20 protein-coding genes and 1 tRNA gene are annotated in these 20,358 nt (G+C 74.1%); 14 read left to right on the forward strand and 7 right to left on the reverse strand.

Annotation, left to right across the window (positions count from 1 at the left end):
* The first annotated feature begins 11 nt into the window (after positions 1-11).
* The 8 genes from AC3X7R_RS05230 (at position 12) to AC3X7R_RS05265 (ending at position 7,281) form a co-directional block, all read left to right on the forward strand.
* On the forward strand, positions 12-1,418 hold the full coding sequence (locus AC3X7R_RS05230) for a UTP--glucose-1-phosphate uridylyltransferase (protein ID WP_489964509.1): 1,407 nt from the start codon (positions 12-14) through the stop codon (positions 1,416-1,418).
* Positions 1,411-2,652, forward strand: coding sequence for a molybdotransferase-like divisome protein Glp (gene glp / locus AC3X7R_RS05235; RefSeq protein ID WP_489964510.1), 1,242 nt, complete (start codon positions 1,411-1,413; stop codon positions 2,650-2,652). The genes AC3X7R_RS05230 and glp overlap by 8 nt, the downstream gene beginning before the upstream one ends.
* A 10-nt stretch (positions 2,653-2,662) precedes the next feature.
* Entirely contained in the window at positions 2,663-3,130 is a 468-nt protein-coding gene (moaC, locus tag AC3X7R_RS05240; RefSeq protein ID WP_489964511.1) for a cyclic pyranopterin monophosphate synthase MoaC, read from the forward strand.
* A complete protein-coding gene (locus tag AC3X7R_RS05245) occupies positions 3,127-3,621 on the forward strand; it encodes a MogA/MoaB family molybdenum cofactor biosynthesis protein (RefSeq protein WP_489964512.1) in 495 nt (164 codons plus the stop codon). The genes moaC and AC3X7R_RS05245 overlap by 4 nt, the downstream gene beginning before the upstream one ends.
* A gap of 15 nt (positions 3,622-3,636) precedes the next feature.
* Positions 3,637-4,260, forward strand: coding sequence for a GNAT family N-acetyltransferase (locus tag AC3X7R_RS05250; protein ID WP_489964513.1), 624 nt, complete (start codon positions 3,637-3,639; stop codon positions 4,258-4,260).
* A 91-nt stretch (positions 4,261-4,351) separates the two neighbouring features.
* The gene (gene sepX, locus AC3X7R_RS05255; protein WP_489964514.1) at positions 4,352-5,164 is read left to right on the forward strand and encodes a divisome protein SepX/GlpR; all 813 of its coding nucleotides are present in this window, start codon (positions 4,352-4,354) and stop codon (positions 5,162-5,164) included.
* Positions 5,165-5,220: 56 nt separating this feature from the next.
* Positions 5,221-5,296 (forward strand) — tRNA-Ala (locus AC3X7R_RS05260).
* Positions 5,297-5,406: 110 nt separating this feature from the next.
* Positions 5,407-7,281: a class I SAM-dependent methyltransferase gene (locus tag AC3X7R_RS05265; protein ID WP_489964515.1), complete on the forward strand. Its 1,875-nt coding sequence runs from the start codon at positions 5,407-5,409 to the stop codon at positions 7,279-7,281.
* Here AC3X7R_RS05265 and AC3X7R_RS05270 read toward each other — a convergent pair.
* On the reverse strand, positions 7,206-9,044 hold the full coding sequence (locus tag AC3X7R_RS05270) for an ABC transporter ATP-binding protein (protein WP_489964516.1): 1,839 nt from the start codon (positions 9,042-9,044) through the stop codon (positions 7,206-7,208). The genes AC3X7R_RS05265 and AC3X7R_RS05270 overlap by 76 nt on opposite strands.
* Positions 9,045-9,135: 91 nt before the next feature.
* On the opposite strand from AC3X7R_RS05270, the gene AC3X7R_RS05275 reads away from it, so the two are divergent.
* On the forward strand, positions 9,136-10,755 hold the full coding sequence (locus AC3X7R_RS05275) for a family 16 glycosylhydrolase (RefSeq protein ID WP_489964517.1): 1,620 nt from the start codon (positions 9,136-9,138) through the stop codon (positions 10,753-10,755).
* On the opposite strand, the gene AC3X7R_RS05280 is transcribed toward AC3X7R_RS05275, so the two are convergent.
* Positions 10,749-11,417: a class I SAM-dependent methyltransferase gene (locus AC3X7R_RS05280; RefSeq protein ID WP_489964518.1), complete on the reverse strand. Its 669-nt coding sequence runs from the start codon at positions 11,415-11,417 to the stop codon at positions 10,749-10,751. The two genes, AC3X7R_RS05275 and AC3X7R_RS05280, sit on opposite strands and share 7 nt — an antisense overlap.
* Before the next feature lie 96 nt (positions 11,418-11,513).
* On the opposite strand from AC3X7R_RS05280, the gene AC3X7R_RS05285 reads away from it, so the two are divergent.
* The 4 genes from AC3X7R_RS05285 to AC3X7R_RS05300 are packed head-to-tail and all read left to right on the forward strand — an operon-like array spanning position 11,514 to position 15,485.
* Positions 11,514-12,584: a glycosyltransferase family protein gene (locus AC3X7R_RS05285; RefSeq protein ID WP_489964519.1), complete on the forward strand. Its 1,071-nt coding sequence runs from the start codon at positions 11,514-11,516 to the stop codon at positions 12,582-12,584.
* A complete protein-coding gene (locus AC3X7R_RS05290; RefSeq protein ID WP_489964520.1) occupies positions 12,581-13,657 on the forward strand; it encodes a glycosyltransferase in 1,077 nt (358 codons plus the stop codon). The genes AC3X7R_RS05285 and AC3X7R_RS05290 overlap by 4 nt, the downstream gene beginning before the upstream one ends.
* Positions 13,654-14,640: a glycosyltransferase gene (locus tag AC3X7R_RS05295; RefSeq protein ID WP_489964521.1), complete on the forward strand. Its 987-nt coding sequence runs from the start codon at positions 13,654-13,656 to the stop codon at positions 14,638-14,640. The genes AC3X7R_RS05290 and AC3X7R_RS05295 overlap by 4 nt, the downstream gene beginning before the upstream one ends.
* The gene (locus AC3X7R_RS05300) at positions 14,637-15,485 is read left to right on the forward strand and encodes a glycosyltransferase family 2 protein (protein ID WP_489964522.1); all 849 of its coding nucleotides are present in this window, start codon (positions 14,637-14,639) and stop codon (positions 15,483-15,485) included. The genes AC3X7R_RS05295 and AC3X7R_RS05300 overlap by 4 nt, the downstream gene beginning before the upstream one ends.
* Before the next feature lie 43 nt (positions 15,486-15,528).
* Here the strand turns inward: AC3X7R_RS05300 and AC3X7R_RS05305 are convergent, their stop codons facing one another.
* The 3 genes from AC3X7R_RS05305 to AC3X7R_RS05315 all read right to left on the reverse strand — a co-directional run bounded on the left by AC3X7R_RS05305 (position 15,529) and on the right by AC3X7R_RS05315 (position 17,458).
* Entirely contained in the window at positions 15,529-15,702 is a 174-nt protein-coding gene (locus AC3X7R_RS05305; RefSeq protein WP_489964523.1) for a CsbD family protein, read from the reverse strand.
* Positions 15,703-15,768: 66 nt separating this feature from the next.
* Positions 15,769-16,575, reverse strand: a complete 807-nt coding sequence (locus AC3X7R_RS05310) for a SigB/SigF/SigG family RNA polymerase sigma factor (protein ID WP_489964524.1) — start codon at positions 16,573-16,575, stop codon at positions 15,769-15,771.
* Between the two features lie 148 nt (positions 16,576-16,723).
* A complete protein-coding gene (locus tag AC3X7R_RS05315; RefSeq protein ID WP_489964525.1) occupies positions 16,724-17,458 on the reverse strand; it encodes an ANTAR domain-containing protein in 735 nt (244 codons plus the stop codon).
* A 128-nt stretch (positions 17,459-17,586) separates the two neighbouring features.
* Here AC3X7R_RS05315 and AC3X7R_RS05320 point away from each other — a divergent pair, with 128 nt between their 5' ends.
* Entirely contained in the window at positions 17,587-19,152 is a 1,566-nt protein-coding gene (locus AC3X7R_RS05320) for an FAD-dependent oxidoreductase (protein WP_489964526.1), read from the forward strand.
* Between the two features lie 7 nt (positions 19,153-19,159).
* Here the strand turns inward: AC3X7R_RS05320 and AC3X7R_RS05325 are convergent, their stop codons facing one another.
* Entirely contained in the window at positions 19,160-19,369 is a 210-nt protein-coding gene (locus AC3X7R_RS05325) for a CDGSH iron-sulfur domain-containing protein (RefSeq protein WP_489964527.1), read from the reverse strand.
* Positions 19,366-20,352: an iron-containing redox enzyme family protein gene (locus AC3X7R_RS05330; RefSeq protein WP_489964528.1), complete on the reverse strand. Its 987-nt coding sequence runs from the start codon at positions 20,350-20,352 to the stop codon at positions 19,366-19,368. The genes AC3X7R_RS05325 and AC3X7R_RS05330 overlap by 4 nt, the downstream gene beginning before the upstream one ends.
* Positions 20,353-20,358: the final 6 nt, after the last annotated feature.

Below are 20,358 nucleotides of genomic sequence, written 5' to 3' on the forward strand. Positions count from 1 at the left end.
ACGATCGGAGCATGGCTAGTCACTCACAGTCCCAGGGCCTCTCCAGGGCCACCGCGAAGATGCGCGAGGCGGGAGTGGACCAGGTGGCGATCGAGACCTTCGCGCACTACCACCGGCTGCTCGAGCACGGTGAGACCGGGATGATCCCGGAGTCCTCGATCGAGCCGCTGGAGATGGAGTCGCTGGCCGACGTCGAGGTGGGCGACGAGACCGCCGGGGCGGCGATCCGGGCGACCGTCTCGATCAAGCTCAACGGCGGGCTGGGCACCTCGATGGGGATGGACCGCGCCAAGTCGCTGCTCTGTGCGCGCCGCGGCCTCTCCTTCCTCGACGTCATCTGCCGCCAGGTGCTGCACCTGCGGGAGAAGTACGACGCCCCGCTCCCGCTGGTCTTCATGAACAGCTTCCGCACCTCCTCCGACACGATGGCCGCGATCGCCCGCTACACCGACCTGCCCGTCGCGGGGCTACCGCTGGAGTTCCTGCAGAACAAGGAGCCCAAGCTCCTCGTCGACTCGCTGCTGCCGGTCTCGTGGCCCAAGGACCCCGACCTGGAGTGGTGTCCGCCGGGCCACGGCGACATCTACACCGCGCTGCGGGGGAGCGGCCTGCTCCACCAGCTCATCGAGGCGGGATACCGCTACGCCTTCGTCTCCAACTCCGACAACCTCGGCGCGGTGCCGGACCCGCGGGTCGCCGGCTGGTTCGCCGACTCCGGGGCCCCGTTCGCCATCGAGGCGGTGCGGCGCACGCCGTCGGACCGCAAGGGCGGCCACTTCGCCCGGCGCCGCTCCGACGGGCGGATCGTGCTGCGCGAGTCGGCCCAGACGCTGCCGGAGGACAAGGAGGCGCTCGCCGACCTCGAGCGCCACCGGTTCACCTCCACCAACAACCTCTGGTTCGACCTGCGCGCCATGCAGGAGGCGCTCGACGCCCGCGACGGGATCCTCGGGCTGCCCCTGATCCGCAACGTGAAGACCGTCGACCCGGGCGACCCGAAGTCGCCCGAGGTGGTGCAGATCGAGACCGCGATGGGCGCGGCGATCGAGGTCTTCGCCGACGCCCGCACGATCGAGGTGGGGCGCGACCGGTTCGTGCCGGTCAAGACCACCAACGACCTGCTGGTGCTCCGCTCCGACGTCTACGACCTGGGCGGCGACTTCGTCCTCGACCAGGCCGCGGACGAGGTGCCCTTCGTCGACCTGGACGGCACCTACTACAAGCTCGTCCGCGACTTCGACCTGCGCTTCCCCGAAGGGGCGCCGTCGCTGCGGGAGGCCACCAGCGTCCGCATCAACGGGGACTGGACCTTCGGCAGGGGCGTCACCCTGCGCGGCGAGGTCGAGCTCGCCGCGGCGTCCGCCCAACGGGTGGAGCCCGGCGCGGTGATCGGGGAGGACGCCGGCTCCGATGGCTGACCAGCCGGGCGAGCCGACCAGCGTCCACGACCTGGTCCAGCGGGTGCTGGCGAGCGTCTCGCCGCTGCCCGACTTCCCGCAGCCGTTGATGGAGTCGCTCGGCATGGCCGTCGCCGAGGACGTGTACGCCGAGGTGGCGCTGCCCAGCTTCGACAACTCCGCGATGGACGGCTACGCCGTCCGGCTCGAGGACGTCGCCGGGGCGACCCCGGAGGCGCCGGTGCGGCTGCCGGTGGTCGGCGAGATCGGCGCGGGGCAGGCCCGCCTGCTCGCGCTCTCCCCGGGCACGGCCGCCAAGATCATGACCGGCGCCCCGATGCCCGCCGGCGCCGACTCCGTGGTGCCCTACGAGTGGACCGACCGCGGGGTGGCGGAGGTGGTGATCGAGCGGGCGCCCGACTTCGGCCAGCACGTGCGGCGCACCGGCGAGGACGTCTCGGTCGGCGACCTGCTCCTCGACCACGGCACGGTGATCGGTCCCCGCCACCTGGGCCTGCTGGCCTCGGTCGGCCGGTCCACCGTCCGCTCCCGGCCCCGCCCGCGGGTCGTGGTGATCTCCACCGGCTCGGAGCTGCGCGATCCCGGCACCACGCTGGGTCACGACTCCATCTACGACGGCAACTCCTACCTGCTCGCCGGTGCCGCCCGCGCGGCCGGCGCCCTGGCCTACCGGGTCGGGATCGTCCCCGACGACCCTCGTTCCTTCACCGACGCGCTCAGCGACCAGCTGGTCCGGGCCGACCTGGTCGTCACCAGCGGCGGGGTCAGCGAGGGCGACTACGACGTGGTCAAAGAGGCGCTCGCCGAGCTGGGCACGGTCTGGTTCGGCAAGGTCGCCATGCAGCCGGGGAGGCCGCAGGGCTTCGGCACGGTCGGCGAGGACCGGATCCCGATCTTCACGCTCCCCGGCAACCCGGTCTCGGCCTACGTCTCCTTCCAGGTCTTCGTGCTGCCGGCGCTGCGCCGGATGATGGGGCGGCTGCCCTACGAGCGGCCCACCCGCCGGGCGCGGCTGACCCACCCGATCTCGTCGGCGCCGGGACGGCGGCAGTTCGTCCGCGCGACCTACGGCACGGACCGGGGCGGCGCCTTCGTGCAGCCCGTCGGCGGCCACGGCTCCCACCTGATCGGCGACCTGGCCTCCGCCAACGCCCTGGTGGTCGTCCCCGAGGAGGCCACCGGCGTGAGCGCGGGCGAGATGGTCCAGGTGCTCTGCCTGGACGAGGAGTTCTGAGGAGGCGGCGATGGACCGGTTGACCCACGTGGACGAGTCGGGCGCGGCCCGCATGGTCGACGTCTCCGCCAAGGAGGTGACCTCCCGCACCGCGGTCGCCTCCGGGCGGGTGCTGGTCTCCGCGGAGGTCGTCGCCCTGCTGCGCGGCGACGGCGTGCCCAAGGGCGACGCCCTGGCGGTCGCCCGGGTCGCGGGGATCATGGGCGCCAAGCAGACCTCGTCGCTGGTGCCGCTGTGCCACCCCCTCTCGGTCTCGTCGGTGACGGTCGACCTCACGGTGGCCGACGACGCCGTCGAGATCCTCGCCACCGTCTCGACCAACGACCGCACGGGGGTGGAGATGGAGGCGCTGACCGCGGTCTCGGTGGCCGCCCTCACCGTGGTCGACATGGTGAAGGCCGTCGACAAGGCCGCGACCATCACCGACGTGCGGGTGGAGCTGAAGACGGGCGGCAAGTCGGGGGAGTGGCGGCGATGAGCCTGCCCGGCGCCGTGGTGGTGGCCTCCAACCGCGCCGCCCGGGGGGTCTATGCCGACGAGACGGGGCCGGTCATCGCGGAGTTCCTGCGCGGGCTCGGCTTCACCGTCGGCGACCCGGCGGTGGTGCCGGACGGCGAGCCGGTCGCCGAGGCGCTGCGTGCGGCCGTGGCTGCCGGGGCGCGGGTGGTGCTCACCACCGGCGGGACCGGCCTGACCCCCACCGACCGGACCCCGGAGGCGACGCGGTCGGTGCTCGACTTCGAGGTCCCCGGTCTCGCCGAGGCGATCCGTGCCCACGGCGCCGCCCAGGGTCAGCCGCTCGCCGCGCTCTCGCGGGGGGTCGCCGGGGTGGCCGGCCGCTGCCTGGTGGTCAACCTGCCCGGTTCGCGGGGCGGGGTCCGCGACGGGCTCGCCGTCCTCGAGCCGGTGCTGGTGCACGCGGTGGAGCAGGTCGTCGGCTCCGACCACGACCGCGGGAGCGGGGGATGACCCCGTGACCGGCCGGTGAGGGTCCCCGGCTGGCCCGGTCCCCCCACGGCGCCCGGATGGCCGGCCAGGCTGGTGGACGGCGACGTGGTGGTGCGGCCGCTGGCACTCTCCGACGAGGAGAGCTGGACCCGCGCCCGGCAGCGCAACTTCGAGTGGCTCAGCCCGTGGGAGGCGACGGCGCCGCCCGGGGGCGACCGGCGGCCCACGTCGTACCGCCAGCTCGTGCAGCGGCTGCACCGGGCGGCCCGGCAGGGCACCACGATGCCGTTCGCGATCGAGGTCGAGGGCCGGTTCGCCGGACAGGTGACGGTCAACAACATCGTGCGCGGCTCGGCGCTCTTCGCCTCGGTCGGCTACTGGCTGGACCAAGCGGTCGCCGGCCGCGGGGTGGTGCCCCGCTCGGTGGCGCTGGTGGTGGACCACTGCTTCGGGCCCGCGGGGTTGCACCGGATCGAGATCTGTGTGCGGCCGGAGAACTCCAACTCCTTGCGCGTGGTGGAGAAGCTGGGCCTGCACGAGGTCGGCTACGCGCCGCGGTTCCTGCACATCGACGGGGCCTGGCGGGACCACCGGATCTTCGCGGTGACCGCCGAGGAGGTGCCCGGGGGCCTGCTGGCCCGGCTCCGCGAGGGCGGGTGAGCCCCGAGAATCCCACAGGTCACAGGAGTTGCTCTGCGACACACCTAGGCACGTCCGCCCCAAGTTCGGCTATCGAACCTAATCTCGACTCGTGGACCTGAGCGCACTCATCTTCGTCGCCCTTGCCGTGGCGTGGGCTGCCTATCTCGTGCCCAAGGCGATCAAGCACCACGACGAGGTGCAGCGGACGCGCTCGGTCGAGCGGTTCTCGCGCACCATGCGGGTGCTGGCCCGGCGCGAGCCGGTCAGCTCCCGCGACTCGCGCCTGGTGGTGACACCCGGGCGCGCCCCCTCCGTCCCCCGCATCGAGACCAAGGGCCCCGAGCCCGTGGTCGCCACCGTCGCCGCCCGCCGGGCGGCCGCCAACCGAGCCGCCCGCCGCCGCCGCAACGTGCTCAGCGTCCTGCTGCTCGCCCTGGTCACCGTGGTCGGCGTGGCCGCCTGGGGAGCCATCTCCTGGTGGTACGTCGCGATCCCCGGCACCCTCCTGGTCGCCTGGCTGGTCGCCTGCCGGCTGATGGTGCGCAAGGAGCGGGGCCTGCCCGTGGTCAAGCCCCGGCGTGCCGCCCCGGTGGTCGCCGAGGAGGCTCCCACCACCGACATCCCCGTCGTCCCGGCCGCGGTCGCCGAGGAGCGCCAGACCGTGGTGGCGACGGCTCCCGACGTGGTGGTCCAGGACCCGTCCATGTGGGACATGGTCCCGGTGACGCTCCCGACGTACGTCTCCAAGCCGGCCGCGGTGCGCCGTACCGTGCAGACGATCGACCTCGACTCGACCGGCGTGTGGACCTCGGGGCGCACCGACGAGGACGCCGCGATCGCCCGCGCCGCGGAGGAGTCGGCCCGCACCGAGCAGGCCGCCCAGGGCGACGACGGCGAGACGCGGCGAGCGGTCGGCTCCTGACTGGCGAACCTGATTGGGACGAGCCCCGAACCGGGTGCTAACGTTCCTACTCGCTTGGGGCTGTGGCGCAGTTGGTAGCGCGTCTCGTTCGCAATGAGAAGGTCAGGGGTTCGAATCCCCTCAGCTCCACCACTGGGATGTCCCGCCCGCCGTCAGGTGGTGCGGGACATCCTGCATTTCCACGGAGTCCGGTGATCGCTAGGGTCGGCCCACCCGACGCCGCCGCACCCCTGGGGACCGCCATGCTCCGAGTGCTCACCGCCGCCACCACGCTGGGCATGGTGGCCAACGCCGCCCGGCTCCGCTCCCACGCGGCGGGCCTCGTCGGCCTCGGCCCGGCGCCGGACCCCGGGACGGGCCGGGAGGCGGACCTGGACGAGTGGCGCGTGATCGCTGCCACCGGCGTGACCCTGCACCCGCAGACCATGACGACGGTGGCGGCCTGGGCGTCCCGGGAGGGTCTCGACGCCGTCGACCTGGTGCCCCAGGACCTCCCGGTCGCCAGGGCGCTCGACCTGGTGCGTCGACTGGACACCACGACGTTCCGGGCCGACCCGCTGGCCGAGGGCAGGACGGCCGGGCACGCCCTGGTGGTCCGGAGGGAGGTGGCGGACCGGGCGGAGCTGCCACCGGGACCCCTGGCGCCGTCGGCCATGGTCGAGGTGGCGCGCCAGGTGAAGCGGTTCGCGCCGCGCACCACCGACGTCGCCGTCGCTCCGCTGGAGCGCGCCGTCGACCACGACGCCGACGAGGAGCTGGCGGTCCAGCGCGCGCTCCTCGACCGGTACGCGACCGGGCACGTCAACGGGATCGGCGCCGCGCTCGCCGTCCTGGCCGCCGGGCTGCTCGCCTCCCCGCGCCTCGGTGCCCTGGGGGTGCTGGTGCACCATGCCCAGCCGACGCTGGTGCTGCACGGCAACCCTGCGGGCCTGGCCCCCCGCGACCTCCGGCTCCAGACGGCGGGTCGCCTGCTGCTCGAGGCGCGGCGGTTCGCGGACCTCGTCCGTGGTCGCGCCCCCCGGGCCGCGTCGCTCCGTGTCGCGGAGGAGCTTCGGCCGCGCTACGCCGAGGAGCTCGCCCAGGGCACCGACCGCTTCTTCGAGCCTCCCGCCGACAGCTGCCGGTGGTGCGGCGCCGCCGAGCTGGTCACGCGGTTCACGACGCCCGACCTGGTCCAGCACAAGCCCGGCACGTTCCGGCTGGTGGAGTGCACCGCGTGCGGCCTGGTCTTCCAGAACCCGCGGCTCAGCCTCGAGGGTCTCGACTTCTACTACCGCGACTTCTACGACGGGTTCGGCGGCGACGAGATGGAGAAGATCTTCGCCACCGAGGCCGCGGTCTACGACGGGCGGGTGGCCATGGTCGCCGACCAGCTGGGTGCCCCGGCCCGGTGGCTCGACGTCGGGACCGGGCACGCCCACTTCTGCCTGGTCGCCCGGGACCACTTCCGCCAGACCTCGTTCGAGGGGCTCGACCAGGGCTCCTCGGTCGAGGACGCCGCGCGGCGGGGATGGATCGACCGCGCCCACCGCGGCTGGTTCCCCGAGCTGGCCGACGGGCTGGCCGGGCAGTTCGACGTCGTCAGCATGCACCACTACCTCGAGCACACCCGCGAGCCGAAGGCGGAGCTGGACGCCGCCGCGACGGCGTTGCGGCCGGGCGGGCTGCTGATGATCGAGGTGCCGGACCCCGAGTGCCCGTCCAGCCGGTTCCTGGGCCGCTACTGGATGACGTGGCTGCAACCCCAGCACCTGCAGATGGTGCCGCTCGCGCGGCTGGAGGAGGCCCTCGAGCTGCGCGGCTTCACCGTCCTGGAGCGGTTCCGGACCCCCGAGGTGCGCGGCCTCGACACCCTGGCCGCCGCGTGGTTCGCCGCCGGGCACCTGGTGCCCCGGCCGTGGATGCCCTGGCGGCCGGCCCCCACCCTCGCCGAGCGGGTGACCCGAGCGGCCGTCTGCCTCGCCGTGCTCCCCGTGGGGCTGGCCGCGGCGGTCGTGGCCCAGGCCAGCGGAGCGGTGCGGGGTGAGCAGCCGGGCAACGCCTACCGCGTGCTGGCCCGCCTCGACGGAGTCGACGGCAGCTGGTCGCCCGTCTGCACCGCCCACAGGTGCGCGTAGGAGCCCCCGGCCGCCACCAGCTCGTCGTGGGTGCCGGCCTCGACCACCCGGCCGGCGTCCAGCACCCAGATCCGGTCGGCGTTGCGGACGGTGGAGAGCCGGTGGGCCACCACCAGGGCGGTGCACTCCGCGGTCGCGACCCGCAGCGAGCGCTGGATCGCCGCCTCGGTCTCGTTGTCGACCGCGCTGGTGGCCTCGTCGAGCACCAGCACCGCCGGCCGGCGCACTAGTGCCCGGGCCAGCGCCAGTCGCTGCCGCTGGCCGCCGGAGAGGGTGACGCCGCGCTCGCCGACCGGGGCGTCCAGCCCCCCGGGCAGCGCCGCGATGAACTCCCACGCGGCGGCGGCCTCGGCGGCCGCCCGGATCTCCTCGCGGGTCGCCTCGGGTCGCCCGTAGGCGATGTTGTCGGCGACGGTGCCGGCGAAGAGGTAGACGTCCTGGGCCACGTAGCCGGTGGAGCCGCGCAGGGAGTCCCAGTCCAGGTCGCGCACGTCCTGGCCGTCGAGCAGCACCTGGCCGGCGCGGGGGTCGTCGAAGCGCATCACCAGGCGCAGCAGCGACGACTTGCCCGCCCCCGTCGGGCCGACGACCGCGTGGGTCTCCCCGGCGGGGACCACCAGGTCGATGCCGTGCAGCACGTCGGGCCCCTCGCCGTACCCGGCCCGGACGCCGCGCAGCTCCAGGCGGCCGGCGACGGGCTGGGCGAGCCGCTGCTCGCCCGCCGGCACCGAGCTGGTCTCCTCCAGCAGGGCCAGGATCCGCACCGTCGAGGCCCGGCCGCGCTGGTAGAGGTCGAGCACCTGCGCCACCTGGGTCAGCGGCCACAGCAGGCGCTGCGTCATGAAGACCAGCACCGAGTAGACGCCGAGCTCGAGCCGGCCGTCCAGCGTGGCCCACCCGCCGAGCAGCAGGGTGGCGGTGAAGCCGACCAGGATGGCCAGGCGCACCAGGGGGACGAAGGCGGCCGAGGAGCGGATCGCGTCGGTGTTGGCGTCGCGGTAGGCCGCGGAGACGGCCGCCACCCTGTCCCGCTCGCGGTCCTCGGCGGTGAAGGCCTTGATGGTGGTGATGCCGGAGAGGTTGGCGCTCAAGGTGCCGGAGAGGTCGGCGACCGCGTCGCGGACGCGGGCGTAGAGCGGCTCGAGGCGGCGCTGGAAGACCAGGGACCCCAGAACGATCGCCGGGATCGGCAGGAAGGCGAGCAGCATCAGCTGCCAGGAGGCGGCGGCGAAGATGGCCCCGACGAGGACGACGTTGAGCGCCGTCTGCAGGATCTGCGGGGCCCCGACGTCGAGGAACCGCTCGAGCTGGTTGACGTCGTCGTTGAGCGTGGCCAGCGTGGTGCCCTGCGCCCGGGCCTCGTGCCAGCCCACGTCGAGGTGCTGGGCGTGGTCGTAGGCCTCCACCCGCAGGTCGTGCTCGACCCCCTGGGCCAGCCCCCGCCACAGCACGTCCGCGACGTACTGGCTGGCCGACTCGATCAGCCACACCACCACGTTGATCGCCGCGAGCCACCCCAGCTGCGCGTGGCGCGACTCGACCCCCAGCAGCGTGGCGACGAAGGAGGCGTCCCCGCGCACCACCACGTCGACGGCGGCGCCGATCAGCAGCTCGGGCATCACGTCGGCGACCTTGTTGACCGTCGAGGTGGCGACCGCGGCGAGGAAGCGCCCGCGGTAGGCCCGGTGCCGCTGCCAGAGGGCACGCAACGGGCGGTCCTGCGGTCGCAGGCCCGCGGCGGCAGGGGAGGGGGAGGAAGGCATGGTGTCGATCCTAGGAAGCCGTCGCCGTTTGCCACCGCCGCCCCCAGCCGGTTCAATCGTGGGCCGACGCCCTCTCTCCCCGACAGGACCCATGTTCGAGTTCCTCTGGCTGCGCGAGCTGCTGCTCGCGCTGTCGACCGTGGTCGCGGCGGCCCTGCCCGCGGGGCCGGCCGTGCCCGACCCGCCGGTCGTCGCGCCGGCCGCCGAGGCGGCTCCCGAGGAGGTCTTCCGCGACGACTTCGGGCCGACCGCGACGGGCGCTCCGGGGGAGCACTGGGAGCACCTCGCCAGCTCGACACCGGCGCGCACCAAGCTGACCCAGGTCGACGGTCTCAGCGTGCTGCGGGTGCGCCCGGAGGGCAACCTGATCGCCCGGGACCCGGTGCCGCTCAAGGTCGGCACGACCTACCGGGTGAGCGCCTCGATCAAGATGCCGCGACGCACCGGCACCCACCCGTCGTTCTGGCTGCGCACCCACCACGCCGAGCGGGTGGGGGAGATCGACGTGGTGGAGAGCTGGGGCGGCGACGGTGCCTGTCGTGTCCAGGTCGCGTTCTACTGGCGCTACTTCCCGCGCACCGGGCCGAGGGAGTGCGCGGGTGCCCGCTACCCCGCGGAGATGACCGGCTGGCACGAGTACGCCGCCGAGTTCACCTACGCCGGGCCCGGCCAGGACCCGGCGACCGCCCTCGCCACCCCGACCCGTCTCTTCGTGGACGGGGTGGAGACCTGGTCGACGCCGCACTCACCGGTCGCTCCGGAGTACCTGCGCCTCCAGCACAAGCGCAACTGCGCCGACTCCGAGCAGCCGAGCTGCGGGGTGCCGGCCGACGACCTGTCGGGAGCGTCGATGTACGTCGACTGGGTGCGGGTCGAGGTCGTCGGTCGCGGCGTGCCCACCGCCCAGCCCGCCGGGGTGCACGCGGTGACCGAGGGCGCCTCCGGGGCGATGGAGCTCCACGCCCTCGACCCTGCCACCGGCTTCGCGAGCTTCAGTGCCCAGACCACGATCCCGCTCTTCGTGCGCGAGTGGCGGCTGGCCCGCGGCGACTACGACGGGGACCTCGTCCAGGACCTCTACGCGGTCGATCCCACGGGCCGGGTCCACGTGCTCGACGGCGCCACCGGCTTCCAGGGTTTCCTGGTCCACGACGTCGTGCCGGGGGTGGACCTGTCGGCCGGTCGCGGCGCGGAGATCGGGGCCGGCGACGCCGACGGAGACGGCCGCGCGGACCTCCACGTGATCACCCGGGACGGCGAGGGGGTCGCCACGGTCACGGTGCTGGACGCCGGCTCGGGACTCCGCTCCACGCTCTCCTCCGGCGCGGTCCCGCTGCCCGCGCCGGGGTCCGGGCAGTGGCGGACCGCGGTCGGGGACCACGACGACGACGGGATCGCCGACCTCCACGCGGTCAACCTGGCGGGGCCGAGCGGCCAGGTCGAGGTGCACGTGCTCGACGGTGCCGCAGGGTTCCAGGGCTACCTGACCCAGACGACCACCGCGATGGCGGCGGTGGACCCGGCGACCTGGGTGGTGACGGTCGCGGACCACGACGGCGACGGCCGGGCCGACCTGCAGCTGGTGGACCGCGACGACCAGGGGCACACCTCGGTGCACGTGCTCGGCGCCGCGAGCGGGTTCGGTGCGTTCCTGGCCCAGCAGGTCAGCGCGCTGGGCGCGACCAGCGACCCGGCCTGGCAGCTCTACTGAGCGCCCTGCTCCTCCCGGGCGAGCGAGACCAGGACGTTCTCCCGCCACGGGCGGACGTGCCCGCGGCCGGTGGTGGTGAGCTCGGGCAGCGCGTCAGCCAGCAGTTGCTCCAGCTGGACGCGGTCCATGAAGTCGACGTCCTTGTCGCCGGTCACGTAGCGATCGGCGAGGTACGCGAGGCGGCCGAAGACGACGCGTCCCTTCTCCCACTCCTTGACGAGGAGCAGCCCGTCGGGCGCGAGCAGCGCGGCGGCGTCGCGGAGCACGCCGGGGCGGACCGCGGCAGGGATGTGGTGCAGGACGTCGATGAGGACGACGAGGTCGAAGGGCGCCGGCTCCTCGGTGACCAGGTCGCCGCTGGTCATCACCCGGAACTCCACGGGACCCTCGGGGCCGCGGTACATCCGCCCGGCGTCGGGGGAGGGGTCGATGCCGACGTACGTCGCCCCGGGGAAGGCCCCCACCAGGCGCTGCGCCGCCGCGCCCTCACCGCAGCCGATCTCCAGGATCCGGGCGGGGGCCCCGCCGGGCCGGTGGGCCGACCAGGCCGAGGCGGCCAGCGCGCCGAAGTCGTCGAGGTTGATGAACGCCGCCCGGTAGGCCTCCGCGGCCGGCTCCTCGAAGCGTCCGAGCCGGTGCCTGACCGCAGTTCCGATTCCCATGGCGCCATCCCAGCACACGTTTGTCCGGGGGACCCGGAGGGTACGCGGCGTGGGTCGCTCAGGAAGTCGGGCGCCACTGCTCGACCAGGAGTCCCGATGCCGCTGCGCGTCCTGTCCATCCCCTCTGGGCACGTCTACGTCCGGCACCTCTCGGCGCCCGCGCAGGAGGAAGCCGGCAGCCCGGCTGTGCTGCGCCTGCCCGACCCGCCCGTCCCCGGCGACGTGCCGGCGGCCCAGTGGTGGCCGCCCGCCGCGCTGGACGTCCGGTGGGTGCTCGACAACCAGCACTCCTTCGACCTCGCCCACCTGCACTTCGGCTTCGACGCCCGGAGCCCGGAAGAGCTGCGGGGCTGGGTGGAGACCCTCGGCTGGTGCGGCAAGCCGCTCGTCTACACCGTGCACGACCTGCACAACCCCCACCACCGCGACAGCGCGCTCCACGACGCCCAGCTCGACGTGCTGGTGCCGGCCGCCGACGCGCTGGTCACCCTGACTCCCGGGGCGGCGGCCGAGATCGAGCGCCGGTGGGGGAGGACCGCGACCGTCCTGCCGCACCCGCACGTGGTGCCGGAGCCGCGGATCGCCTCCCCCCGGCCGCAGCACGAGGAGTACGTCGTCGGCGTCCACCTCAAGAGCCTGCGCGCGGGCATGGAGCCGATCCCGGTGGTGGACACCCTGGTCAAGGTCCTGGCTCCGCTGCCCGACGTCCGCCTGGTCGTCGACGTGCACACCGACGTGATGACGCCGGGCTCCCGCAACCACCACCCCGCCCTCGCGCAGATGCTCACCGGCCTGGCCCACGACGGCCTCCTCCAGCTCTCGGTGCACGACTACTACGCCGACGACGAGCTGTGGGACTACCTCTCCGGGCTGGACCTCTCGGTGCTGCCCTACCGGTTCGGGACGCACTCGGGCTGGCTCGAGGCGTGCCACGACCTGGGCACCGCCGTGGCGGCCCCCACCTGCGGCTACTACGCCGAGCAGCGCCCGTGCCTCTCCTTCGGCCTCGACGAGGACGGCCTCGACGTGGCCAGCCTGGAGGAGGCGGTGCTGACCGCCTACGGGCAGCGTCCGCGCTGGCGCGCCGACCCCGAGGAGCGCCGTCTCGAGCGGCTCCGGCTCGCGGAGGCGCACGAGCGCCTCTACGCCTCGGTGCTCGGCACGTGACGGGGCGGCCCCTCCGCGTGGCGATCGTGGCGGACTCCCGGTATCCCATCGCCGAGCCGTTCGCCGGCGGGCTGCAGTCGATGACCTGGCACCTGGCCCGGGGCCTCACCGTCCGCGGGGTGGAGGTCCGGGTCTGCGCCGCCCCCGGCAGCGATCCGCTGCTCGGCGTGGAGGAGCTGACGGTGAGCCCGGCCCGCATCAGCGGCACGGCGCGCGCCGACGTCTCCATGCTCCCGGGCGAGTGGCTGGAGCAGCACCACGCCTACCTGCGGCTGATGCTCGACCTGGCCGCGCGCCCCGACGTCGACCTGGTGCACAACAACTCCCTGCACTACCTGCCGGTGGCGATGGCCGGCGCGCTGCGGGTGCCGATGCTGACCACCCTGCACACCCCGCCCACCCCGTGGCTGGAGCCCGCCGTCGACCACTCCACCAGTACCGAGAGCCTCTTCGTCGCCGTCAGCTCCTTCACCGCCTCCCAGTGGTCCCACGCGACCACCGCGAAGGTGGTGCCCAACGGCATCGACACCCGGCTGTGGCCCGAGGGCCCGGGTGGCGACGACCTGGTCTGGTTCGGCCGGATCGTGCCCGAGAAGGGTCTCCACCTGGCCCTGGACGTCGCCGAGCGCGCCGGACGCCGCCTGGTGATCGCCGGGCCGGTGGTCGATCGGGACTACTGGCGCGCCCTGGTCCTGCCGCGCCTCGGCTCCGGGGCGCGGTACGCCGGGCACCTCCACCAGCGCGAGCTGGCCCGGTTGGTGGGCGGCAGCGCCGCTGCCCTGGTGACCCCCGACTGGGACGAGCCCTACGGCCTGGTGGCCGCCGAGGCGCTCTCCTGCGGCACCCCGGTGGTCGGGTTCGCCCGGGGCGGGCTCCCCGAGGTGGTCGACGACGCGAGCGCGCGGCTGGTGAGCGCCGGCGACGTCGCCGCCGCCGCGGCCGCGGTGCCGGAGGCCGAGCGGCTCGATCGTGCCGCGGCCCGACGGCGCGCGGTCGCCTCGTGCTCGGTGGAGACCATGGTCGACCGCTACCTGGAGCTCTACACGCACCTCGGGGCGGAGCAAGCGGCGTGATCGGCTGGTACGTCCACCACCACGGCGCCGGGCACCTGCACCGGATGCTCTCGGTGACCGCCCATCTCGATGAGCCGGTCACGGTGCTCAGCTCGCTCCCGCGCCCCGCGGCGGCATCGTCCGGGACGGGAGCCCCCCGGGAGTGGCTCCAGCTCGACCGGGACGACGCCGCGGGACCCGCCGGCCGGGACGTGACCGCCCACGGGGCGCTGCACTGGGTGCCGCGCCACGACCAGGGGCTGGCCGGGCGGGCTGCCCAGGTCGCCTCCTGGATTGCGCAGGCCCGGCCGCGGCTGATGGTGGTGGACGTGTCGGTGGAGATCACCGTGCTGGCGCGTCTGTGCGGTGTCCCCGTCGTGGTGGTGGCGATGCCCGGCCGGCGGACCGACCCGCCCCACCGCCTCGGCAGTGCCGTGGCCGATCTCATGGTCGGCGCCTGGCCTCCGGGCGCGGACGGCGACGACCCGGGCAGCGGCGTGCGGTGCGTCGGCGCGATCAGTCGCTTCGACGGCCACCGGGTCACCGGCCCGCGTCGTCCCGGGACGGCGTACCTGCTCTGGGGCACCGGGGGTGGTCACGACCGCGACGAGCTGCTCGCCCGGCTCCGCCGGGCCGTGCCCGGCCGGGAGTGGATCGGCGCGGCCACCACCACCGACCCCGAGCGGGTGTGGGAGCACCTGTGCGCCGCCGAGGTGGTGGTCACCCACGCCGGGCAGAACGCCGTGGCCGAGGTGGCGGCTGCCGGGGCGCCGGCCGTGGTGGTCGCGGACCCGCGACCCTTCGGCGAGCAGGAGCACACGGTGGCCCGCCTGGACCGCCTCGGGATCGGCGTGCCGCTGGCCGCCTGGCCGGAGGACGGCCACTGGCCGGGCCTGCTGACGCGCGCCGCCTCCGCGGGCGGGGGCGCCTGGGCCCGGTGGCACGACGCCAAGGGTGCCCGGCGCTTCGCCGAGCTGCTCGGCGGCTGGGCGCCGTCCCCGTGAGGCTGGTGGTGGCCACGGTGGTCGCCGGCCGGCACGACCACCTGGCGCGGCAGCACCGCTCCCTGGCCGCCGCGTCGAGGCGCCCCGATGCCGTCGTCGTCGTCTCGATGGGGGACCCGGGCGTCGCCGGCGTGGTCGCCGCCGGGCCACTCGCGAGCCTCTCCCGGGTCGTGGAGGAGGCGCCGGACGTCGGGGCCGGGGGCGAGCCCAGGCTGCCGCTGGCCCGCGCCCGGAACCGGGCGGTCGCCGAGGCCTGGGCACTGGGTGCGGAGCTCGTCGTCCTGCTCGACGTCGACTGCCTGGCCGACGAGCACCTGCTGGCGCGCTACGAGGAGGCGGCGACGCGCCTCGAGGGCGAGGCGCCGCTGCTCTGCGGGCCGGTGGCGTACCTGCCCCCACCGCGGGACCCTGCCCACGGGTACGACGAGGCCGAGCTCGCCGCGGCCCGCGCCCACCCGGCGCGACCGGCACCGCCGGCCGGGGAGCTGGTCCGGCTGGAGGACTGGCGGCTCTTCTGGTCGCTCTCGTTCGCCCTGGGGCCGGAGGCGTGGCGCGCCGTCGGCGGCTTCGACGAGGCCTACACCGGCTACGGGGGAGAGGACACCGACCTGGGGCAGCGGGCGCGTGCGGCGGGGGTGCGCGGCTGGTGGGTGGGAGGCGCCCTGGCCCGCCACCAGTGGCACCCGGTCGAGGACCCGCCGGTGCGACACCTGGACGACATCCTGCGCAACGCCCGGCTCTTCCGGGAGCGCTGGGGCTGGTTCCCGATGGAGGGGTGGCTGACGGCGTTCGAGCGCCGTGGCCTGGTCCGGAGGACGCAGACAGACTGGGAGCGCGTGTCCTGAGCTTGTCAGGTCACGCGCTCCCAGCCCGTCGGTGACGCGGGCGCTACTTCTTGAAGGCGTCCTTGACCTTCTCGCCCGCCTGCTTCAGGTCGGCGACGCTCTGGTCGCCCTTGCCCTCAGCCTTCAGCTCGTCGTCGTTGGTCGCGTCTCCCGCGGCTTCCTTGCCCTTGCCGGACAGCTTGTCCGTGGCGTTGGAGATCTTGTCGTCGAGACCCATAGGTCTTTCCTCCTCGTGTTGGGGACGACCCTCACGTACCCGCGAGGAGCCGCCGGCATGCAGCCCTCAGGCGGCGGGGGCGTCCATCGCCGTGCGGAGCTTGGTCAGCGTGGCGCTGAGCAGACGCGAGACCTGCATCTGGGTGACGCCGATCTCCGCCCCGATCTCCGCCTGCGTCTTCCCGCCGGCGAAGCGCAGCTCGAGGATCAGCCGCTCCCGCTCGGTGAGGGTGGCCAGCACGGGCTCAAGCGCGGCGCGTGCCTCTGCGGCGTCGAAGCCGAACTCGTCCTCCCCGAGGGAGTTGCCGAGCTCGTTGGCCTCGCCCGGAGTGAGCGGTGCGTCGAGAGAGCTGGGCACGAAGCACCCGCTGGCTCCCAGCGCCTCCAGCACGAGGTCGAGCTCGACGCCGAGGTGCGCGGCGATCTCCCGCGGTCGCGGCGAGCGGCCCAGCTCCTGGACCAGTGCCTCCTCCGCGCCGTTGATGGCGGCCTGCATCTCCTGGATGGAGCGGGGCGGACGGACCATCCAGCCGCGGTCCCGGAAGTGACGCCGCAGCTCACCACGGATGGTGGGCACGGCGAAGCTCAGGAAGTCACGTCCCTTGTCCGACTCGAAGCGGCGGACCGCCTTGACGAGCCCGAGGCAGGCGACCTGCTCGAGGTCGTCGAGGTCGATCCCGCGGTTGCGGTAGCGACGGGCGACGTCACGGGCGACCTCGACGTTGAGCTCGACGACGAGCTCCTCGAGCTCCCGGCGCTCGTCGCCCTCCTTGGACGCGGCCTTCTCAAGCAGTTGTGCGGTGGCGGCCCGGCGGTCCGCCGGGTCCGGCCAGATGTTCTCTACGCCAGCTTTGCTGGCCAGCTTCTGCAGCACGAGGAACCTCCCAGAATTGGGGGTTGACGTGGCAACGACTTCTCGACCACTCGCACTACATAAGCATGCTCGACCGACAGTCGCAAGCCAGCGGTTGAAGAATAAAAAACTTTGCGAGGGGAGGTTTCGACCTTCTCGGGTGCGGGCATCAGCCTGACGTGGACTGCGCCCGGTAGACCAGCGCGGCTGCCACCTCGGCCACCCTGACGTTGGTGTCGTTGGAGAGCTTGACCAGCACCTTGAACGCCTCCTCCGGGGTGCACCCGCGGTCGGCCATCACGAGGCCCTTCGCCTGCTCGATCGTGGCCCGCGAGGTCATCGCCTCACGCAGCTGGACCACCTCGCGGCCCAGGTTGCTGATCTGGGCGATCGCCTGGGTGAAGGCCTCGACGCGCTCCTCGGCGGCCGGCTCGTCGAGGAAGAACCCGCCTCCGGTCGCGTCGTGCACCGCCCGGACCGCCGCGAGCGCCGCGGCCGTGGGCTCCTCGACCGGCCGCACCCGGTTGATCACTCCCCGGACCGAGGAGTCCAGGAAGAAGGGGCGGTTGACCGGGAGCCAGTAGCGGGTGAGGAACTGCCCCTCCACGGTGCGGTCCGGGATGTCGTAGCGCTGGAGCAGCATGTGGTGGAGCCGGCCCTCGCGGAGCACCCGCTCGGCGGACCGTTGCAGCTGCACGTGGCCGTCGCTCTCCGGCGCGGCGGGGTTCTCGGGGAAGAGGTCGAAGAGGCCGAACGAGAGCAGCTCGTCCTCCGCCAGGCTGGTGACGGCGGTGAAGGCGGGGTTCACCGCGCGGATGACGAAGTCGTCGTCCAGGACGCAGGTCGGATCCGGTGAGCGGAGGAAGGACTCCTGATGCCTGACGGCTTCGAGGTGATGGGTCATGGCTGCCTCCGTGAAGCATGCGGCACGTGCGGAAGCTCGCGGCAGAACCTCTGGTCTCATTGAACCATCAGGGGCGCAATCGGCGCATCGGCGGTTTCCCGTCGCCGCCTGGGGGGTACGCCGCGCGGGTGAGCGATCCGATCTGGCTCGACGGCAGGCGTGCCGAGCGGCACCCGCCGCTGAGCGCCGACACCGAGTGTGACGTCCTGGTGATCGGGGCCGGCATCACCGGGATGAGCACCGCCTGGGAGCTGGCGCGCGCCGGCCGCCGGGTGGTGCTGCTCGAGGCGCGCGAGGTCGGCACCAGCACCACGGGCGGGTCCACGGCCAAGGTCAGCGCTCTCCAGGGGACGACGTACTCGCAGATCGCCGCTCGCGCCGGCCTGGAGTCGGCCCGGGCCTACGCGCAGTCCCAGCGGATGGCCGTGGAGCACCTCGCCGGGGTGGTGGCCCGGATCGGGGGCGACTGCGGGCTGGAGCGGCGGGCCAGCTGGCTCTTCGCCGAGGATCCGAAGGAGGCCGCGGCGCTGCGCCGCGAGGCCGAGGTGCTGGCCGAGTGCGGCCTCGCCGTGCGGACCGGCGCGGATCCCGGCCTGCCCTTCGCGGTGGAGGAGACGCTCCGGCTCGACCGTCAGCTGCTGGTGGACCCGGTCGCCTACCTGGACGCCCTGGCCGCCGACTTCCGCCGTGCCGGCGGGGTGCTGCACGAGCAGAGCCGCGTGGTCGAGCTCGACACCGGCGACCCCCACTGCGCCGTGACCCAGGCGGGCCACACGGTGCGCGCGCCGCACGTCGTGGTCGCCACCCACTTCCCGGCCTTCTCCGAGGGACTCCTCTTCGCGCGCCTCAAGACGCACCGCGAGCACGTCCTCAGCGGCCCGGTGCCCGACGGGAGCTCGCTGCCCGACATGTACGTCGGCGTCGGCTCGCTCTCGCCCGCGCTGCGCCCCGTCGGCGGGACCGACCGGCCCCGGCTGCTGGTCTCGGGTGCCTCCTACATGCCCGGCAAGCAGAGTGCCGCCGTCCGGCTCAGCGACCTGATGGGCTGGGCGCGCGACCGGCTCCCCGGCTACGAGGCGGAGCGACAGTGGTCGGCGCAGGACCACTGGTCCCCGGACCGCATCCCCTTCATCGGCGAGTTGCGCCCGCTCACCCGGCCCGGCGCCGGGGTCTGGGGGGCCACCGGGTTCGGCGGGTGGGGGATGGCCAACGGGGTCCTGGCCGGCGTGCTGCTCCGCGACCTCGTCCTGGACGCCGACCTGGCGGACGAGGCCGCCCGCCGGCCACCGGAGGCGGGGGCGGAGCTCGGCTGGCGCGAGCTCTTCACGCTGCGGCGCGCCCGCTGGGGCGCGGAGAGCCGGCAGGCCGCCGAGCAGGGGGCGGCGTTCGTGGGCAACGCGGTCGCCGGCCGGCTGCTCGCGGCCGGCACCACGGTCCTCCCCGGCACCGCGGCCGACCTCTCCCCGGGAGCCGCGGGCCGTTTCCAGCGGGGCGCCGAGGTGGTCGCCGCCTACCGCGACCGCGACGGCGTCCTCCACCAGGTCGCCGCGACCTGCACGCACATGGGCTGCCTGGTCTCCCTCGACGAGACGGCGGAGAAGTGGCAGTGCCCGTGCCACGGGTCGCGCTTCGAGCTCGACGGCCAGGTCCTCGAAGGGCCCGCGACCGCGCCGCTGCGCCGCATCGACGAGTGAGGCGCCCTCAGGGGCGGAGCTTGGGCGGCAGCACCTTGTGGGTGCCGTCGCACCACGGGGCGGTCTCGGTCTTGCCGCACCGGCAGACCGCGCTGACCGGTCGCTCGGTGCGGACCACGTTGCCCTGCCCGTCGTCGACCAGGTGGTCGCCGCGCAGCAGCAGCGGTCCACCGGGGCAGATCACCACGTCGGCGTGCGGGATCTCGTCGTGGCTCACGCGGCCACCCCCCACCGCTCCAGGAAGTGACGGGCGATCCGGTCCTCCTGGTCCAGGCAGGTGAAGGCGCCGAAGATGACGTCCTCGAGCAGCTCGGGCGACTCCTCCAGGAGCGCGCCGCAGATCGTGCGCACCGCGAGCTGCTCGTGCACGGCGTCGGCCTCGACGTGCTCGCGGTAGTAGTGCTGCATCTCGTCGGGAAGCCCCAGGCGGTCCAGGCCCTGGGCGATCCGCCGGCTGGGCAGGGAGCTGGTCACCTCGAAGGCCGCCAGGTGGCCCAGGGCGGCGCCGCGGAGGCGACGCTGCAGCCCGAAGAGGGTCATCACGTTGTTCTGCTCCAGGACCTCGGCAGGCGTCTGGGCCACGTAGGCGCCGTAGGAGGCCTCGAGCCCGCAGGCGCTCATGCCGCGCGCGAAGAGGTGGGAGTGGAGCTTGTTGGGGTCGCCGCCGCCGTACTCGTCGTACTGCAGCTCCATGAGGGCCGCCTTGGAGCGGGTGCCGAGCCGCGGGACGACCCAGGAGACCGGGTCCGACTCCTTCAGGTGGTAGATCGAGCGGGCCGCGAGCAGCTCGAGGAACTGCTCGCGGGTGGCGTGCCGGTGCAGGTACGGCGAGAGCGAGGCCCCCTCGTGCTCGTCGGCGATCCGGAAGATCTCCTCCGCGCTCTCCGCGGTGGTGCCCGACTTCTCGAACCGCGCGCGGAGGTCCTGCTCGAGGTCGTCCTCCAGGTGACGGCGGAGCCCGATCAGCGTCGGGTCCCACTCCAGGCCGTCGTCGACCCCGTCGAAGCCCTGGTAGTGCAGCTCGTGGAGGATCCACAGGCTCAGCTGGGCGTCGTCGTCGTCGTCGGCGACGGGGGCGGGACGGGAGGCGAGGGGCCGGGTGCTGGAGGCGGCGAGGGCGTCACGCAGGCGGTGACTGAGCGTCCCGCGGGGAGGAGGCAGCTGCATGCCGGGGTCGTACCCGGCGTCAGGGGCCGCCATGCCCGT

This window comes from Nocardioides sp. Z22_16, from assembly GCF_058134365.1.

Excerpts from the sequence above, each read along its gene's own strand:
- AC3X7R_RS05230 (WP_489964509.1), top strand. The coding sequence starts at position 12 with ATGGCTAGTCACTCACAGTCCCAGGGCCTCTCCAGGGCCACCGCGAAG.
- glp (WP_489964510.1), top strand. The coding sequence starts at position 1,411 with ATGGCTGACCAGCCGGGCGAGCCGACCAGCGTCCACGACCTGGTCCAG.
- moaC (WP_489964511.1), top strand. The coding sequence starts at position 2,663 with ATGGACCGGTTGACCCACGTGGACGAGTCGGGCGCGGCCCGCATGGTC.
- AC3X7R_RS05245 (WP_489964512.1), top strand. The coding sequence starts at position 3,127 with ATGAGCCTGCCCGGCGCCGTGGTGGTGGCCTCCAACCGCGCCGCCCGG.
- AC3X7R_RS05265 (WP_489964515.1), top strand. The coding sequence starts at position 5,407 with ATGCTCCGAGTGCTCACCGCCGCCACCACGCTGGGCATGGTGGCCAAC.
- AC3X7R_RS05270 (WP_489964516.1), bottom strand. The coding sequence starts at position 9,044 with ATGCCTTCCTCCCCCTCCCCTGCCGCCGCGGGCCTGCGACCGCAGGAC.
- AC3X7R_RS05275 (WP_489964517.1), top strand. The coding sequence starts at position 9,136 with ATGTTCGAGTTCCTCTGGCTGCGCGAGCTGCTGCTCGCGCTGTCGACC.
- AC3X7R_RS05280 (WP_489964518.1), bottom strand. The coding sequence starts at position 11,417 with ATGGGAATCGGAACTGCGGTCAGGCACCGGCTCGGACGCTTCGAGGAG.
- AC3X7R_RS05285 (WP_489964519.1), top strand. The coding sequence starts at position 11,514 with ATGCCGCTGCGCGTCCTGTCCATCCCCTCTGGGCACGTCTACGTCCGG.
- AC3X7R_RS05305 (WP_489964523.1), bottom strand. The coding sequence starts at position 15,702 with ATGGGTCTCGACGACAAGATCTCCAACGCCACGGACAAGCTGTCCGGC.
- AC3X7R_RS05315 (WP_489964525.1), bottom strand. The coding sequence starts at position 17,458 with ATGACCCATCACCTCGAAGCCGTCAGGCATCAGGAGTCCTTCCTCCGC.
- AC3X7R_RS05330 (WP_489964528.1), bottom strand. The coding sequence starts at position 20,352 with ATGGCGGCCCCTGACGCCGGGTACGACCCCGGCATGCAGCTGCCTCCT.